The sequence below is a fragment of the Planktothricoides sp. SR001 genome, assembly GCF_001276715.1.
Lineage (GTDB): Bacteria > Cyanobacteriota > Cyanobacteriia > Cyanobacteriales > Laspinemataceae > Planktothricoides > Planktothricoides raciborskii.
The window spans coordinates 1-4,480 of the sequence record NZ_LIUQ01000117.1; the positions used below are offsets into that span (position 1 = coordinate 1).

The 4,480-nt window shown below is 40.4% G+C and carries 1 pseudogene and 1 CRISPR repeat array; the pseudogene reads left to right on the forward strand.

Features of this window, described 5'->3' with window-relative positions:
• Window positions 1-4,190: a CRISPR direct-repeat array (repeat unit 24 nt; unit sequence TTGAATCCCTATTAGGGATTGAAA).
• Window positions 4,191-4,254: 64 nt separating this feature from the next.
• Window positions 4,255-4,480 (forward strand): annotated as a pseudogene (locus AM228_RS28475) (IS5/IS1182 family transposase); the annotation flags it as partial.

Below are 4,480 nucleotides of genomic sequence, written 5' to 3' on the forward strand. Positions count from 1 at the left end.
TTGAATCCCTATTAGGGATTGAAACCCCTCGGCAGCCGATACCGCGTTGATATAGACCCTGTTGCAACTATATTGAATCCCTATTAGGGATTGAAACAATTTAAATTTAGTCCAATTAACGAATGATGACAAGTTGCAACTATATTGAATCCCTATTAGGGATTGAAACTACCATTTTATCAAGTATCCTCCCACTTCCATTAGTTGCAACTATATTGAATCCCTATTAGGGATTGAAACTTCGATTATTTTGTCCAGTTTGCTGCGTTGGCTTTCCGGTTGCAACTATATTGAATCCCTATTAGGGATTGAAACTAAATCCCTGGAGAGGGTGTAGCCCAGTTTCCGCAGGCGTTGCAACTATATTGAATCCCTATTAGGGATTGAAACAACTTTCGCTTCTTTAGTTGGCTGTTGGGCGCGGGGTTGCAACTATATTGAATCCCTATTAGGGATTGAAACGGGCGGGGGCACACATCGAGGCGGCGATCGTAGCGTTGCAACTATATTGAATCCCTATTAGGGATTGAAACTTCCACTTGGGATTTGAAGAGATTAATCATCTATTGTTGCAACTATATTGAATCCCTATTAGGGATTGAAACATTACGGAAAGTGTACGCTGCGATATGTGCGAAACGAGTTGCAACTATATTGAATCCCTATTAGGGATTGAAACTCCATTATGGAAACAGATAATTGCTGGGCATTATGGTTGCAACTATATTGAATCCCTATTAGGGATTGAAACGGATAAGAGCTAACCCAATTTCTGTAAGATTCCGCAGTTGCAACTATATTGAATCCCTATTAGGGATTGAAACCAGCTACCAGACGAATGTTATTACTTTGAATTTAAGCGTTGCAACTATATTGAATCCCTATTAGGGATTGAAACACAAACTCATTGCCAGTGCCATTAAGTAGCTCTACATGGTTGCAACTATATTGAATCCCTATTAGGGATTGAAACATTGAGTAAATATTTCAATCGTGAATGATAGCCCATTGGGTTGCAACTATATTGAATCCCTATTAGGGATTGAAACCGCCCTGGATATTGACAACGAAAGGGGGCGCGATGTTGCAACTATATTGAATCCCTATTAGGGATTGAAACAAGGTTGCGACGCTGGCTGTTCGGAATCAGCGCGTTAAGGTTGCAACTATATTGAATCCCTATTAGGGATTGAAACACTATGCCCACCTTCACTCCATTTTTGGAGATACCGGTTGCAACTATATTGAATCCCTATTAGGGATTGAAACGATTTTTTAATCAATATTAAAGGTAAAAATTAGCCGTTGCAACTATATTGAATCCCTATTAGTGATTGAAACTGAGAACGAGATTTTTGTCCCCGACTCGCCTTTTGTTGCAACTATATTGAATCCCTATTAGGGATTGAAACTCAGACTTTCTAGGACGTGCCATATAACCTACCTAGTTGCAACTATATTGAATCCCTATTAGGGATTGAAACGGCGGTACATTGCCGTAAACGATGCGCTTCCCGAGGTTGCAACTATATTGAATCCCTATTAGGGATTGAAACCTAGTTAGTCGAGTGGTTGGCTTCTCGCCTACGCCGGGTTGCAACTATATTGAATCCCTATTAGGGATTGAAACAACAATTTGAGGATGGAACTCATAAGGAATCGGAAGGTTGCAACTATATTGAATCCCTATTAGGGATTGAAACTTGGATTGGGTTTTGGATTGGGTTCCAGTTCAGGTGGTTGCAACTATATTGAATCCCTATTAGGGATTGAAACTTCACTGAGCGCTTTAGACCCCAAGAAAATTAGCGGTTGCAACTATATTGAATCCCTATTAGGGATTGAAATATCGATGTATAGTGGCCACAAGCTCATTGTTCCGAGTTGCAACTATATTGAATCCCTATTAGGGATTGAAATCTGCTCAATGGACCCTGACTCGCGAAAGTCGGACATTGTTGCAACTATATTGAATCCCTATTAGGGATTGAAATCTGACGCATCTCCATATTGATTAGAGAGATGCTCCAGTTGCAACTATATTGAATCCCTATTAGGGATTGAAATATTGAAGGTGTTAACCAGTTTCTTGCCGATCATCCAAGTTGCAACTATATTGAATCCCTATTAGGGATTGAAATCATCTTTTCCCATTTCTAGAGAAAAGATTAGGGCTGGGTTGCAACTATATTGAATCCCTATTAGGGATTGAAATATTTCAATAATCAAACCATACTCATAAGATCGGCTGGTTGCAACTATATTGAATCCCTATTAGGGATTGAAATCTACGCGGAAATCGCTGTAGCCTTTGCTCTGTAGTGGTTGCAACTATATTGAATCCCTATTAGGGATTGAAATTCTCGATCGCCTCAAAATCTGCCACGGTTTCCAGATTGGGTTGCAACTATATTGAATCCCTATTAGGGATTGAAATTTATGGCTTTCTCAGCCCACAACCGCATCCGCTGTTGCAACTATATTGAATCCCTATTAGGGATTGAAATAAGTAATTGATTAGACTTTTGCTTTATTTTGTAATTAAAGTTGCAACTATATTGAATCCCTATTAGGGATTGAAATAACGGTGCCATCAGTGAGGCATGAAACCAGACAGGTTGCAACTATATTGAATCCCTATTAGGGATTGAAATGATTTCATCCGCCATTGGCGCTAAATTCTGCAATGTTGCAACTATATTGAATCCCTATTAGGGATTGAAATCACTGATGCACATCGAAAATTTAAGCTAGTCATTGGTTGCAACTATATTGAATCCCTATTAGGGATTGAAATGGCGGAGCAATTACCGGCATCGTGAATCCCTATGGGGTTGCAACTATATTGAATCCCTATTAGGGATTGAAACCTAGGGATTGATGCCGGTGCTGTTTGTCTCTTTGCGTTGCAACTATATTGAATCCCTATTAGGGATTGAAACCGCCAAGTCGATCGCACCAATTTCCTGAGTAGGCAGGTTGCAACTATATTGAATCCCTATTAGGGATTGAAACAAGCGAGACATCTGGAAAAAGAACCCCTACAGCAGAGGTTGCAACTATATTGAATCCCTATTAGGGATTGAAACTTTATAGCGAGATCGATGATTTAGAAGGTTTGTTTGTTGCAACTATATTGAATCCCTATTAGGGATTGAAACCGGATTTATCCGCCAGATGCCCGTGATAGGAACCCACCAGGTTGCAACTATATTGAATCCCTATTAGGGATTGAAACCCGGTTAAGACTAGATGCTCTAGAAAGTCAATTTTGAATTGCAACTATATTGAATCCCTATTAGGGATTGAAACTCGCCTTGAGTGTAGTAGCGGCGAACCAAGCCCATCGTTGCAACTATATTGAATCCCTATTAGGGATTGAAACAAGTTCGCCAGCGACATTCAACCACGGGCCTGGGGGCGGTTGCAACTACATTGAATCCCTATCAGGGATTGAAACAGATTTGCTCAATGGTATAGCTCCAAAAAAATTATGCCGTTGCAACTACATTGAATCCCTATCAGGGATTGAAACAGTGCCACCAGTTGCGTGGGTTTCAGCGTGTTTCAAGTTGCAACTACATTGAATCCCTATCAGGGATTGAAACGAACCACCTTTGAAGGATTTCTGTAGTGTCTTTGGTTGCAACTACATTGAATCCCTATCAGGGATTGAAACGTTGTTTAGAGAAAATTATGGTGACTGTTGACATTCGTTGCAACTACATTGAATCCCTATCAGGGATTGAAACGCAAAAACCCCTACACCCTTGGCTACTGTGGGTTTTGGGGTTGCAACTACATTGAATCCCTATCAGGGATTGAAACTTGAGCGATGTAGAGACAATTTTGAATGCTTTTGAGTTGCAACTACATTGAATCCCTATCAGGGATTGAAACGCAAGCAACCAAAGAGCGAATCGCATCGCCAATCAAAGGTTGCAACTACATTGAATCCCTATCAGGGATTGAAACTTCTGCGGCCACCTCACCGAAATAATTGCCTAACCGTTGCAACTACATTGAATCCCTATCAGGGATTGAAACGCGACCGGAGCCTCTGGGTGAGGAAGGGGCTTTTTGTTGCAACTACATTGAATCCCTATCAGGGATTGAAACATAAATTACACCATTAATCGAATCCCCCAACCCGCGTTGCAACTACATTGAATCCCTATCAGGGATTAGACATCTCCGAAATAAAAACTATGCGGGATGATTTATGGTACAATAGAATTTTAGCGAGGATTATAGATGAGTAAATTAAAAGACTATCTGGACAAAAATCCCCAAGAAGCAAAAAGGCTATTAGGGATGGAATATGAGCAACTTATAGAACTGATTCAATCCGCGCAGTTATTAGAGGAAAAAATCCGAGAGGAAAAAGAAAAAACTAAAATCAGGTTAATTAAAGGAGGTGGGGGGCGTCGCCAGAAATTATCTGTAGAGTCACAAATCTTACTAGGGCGTGTCATCAATT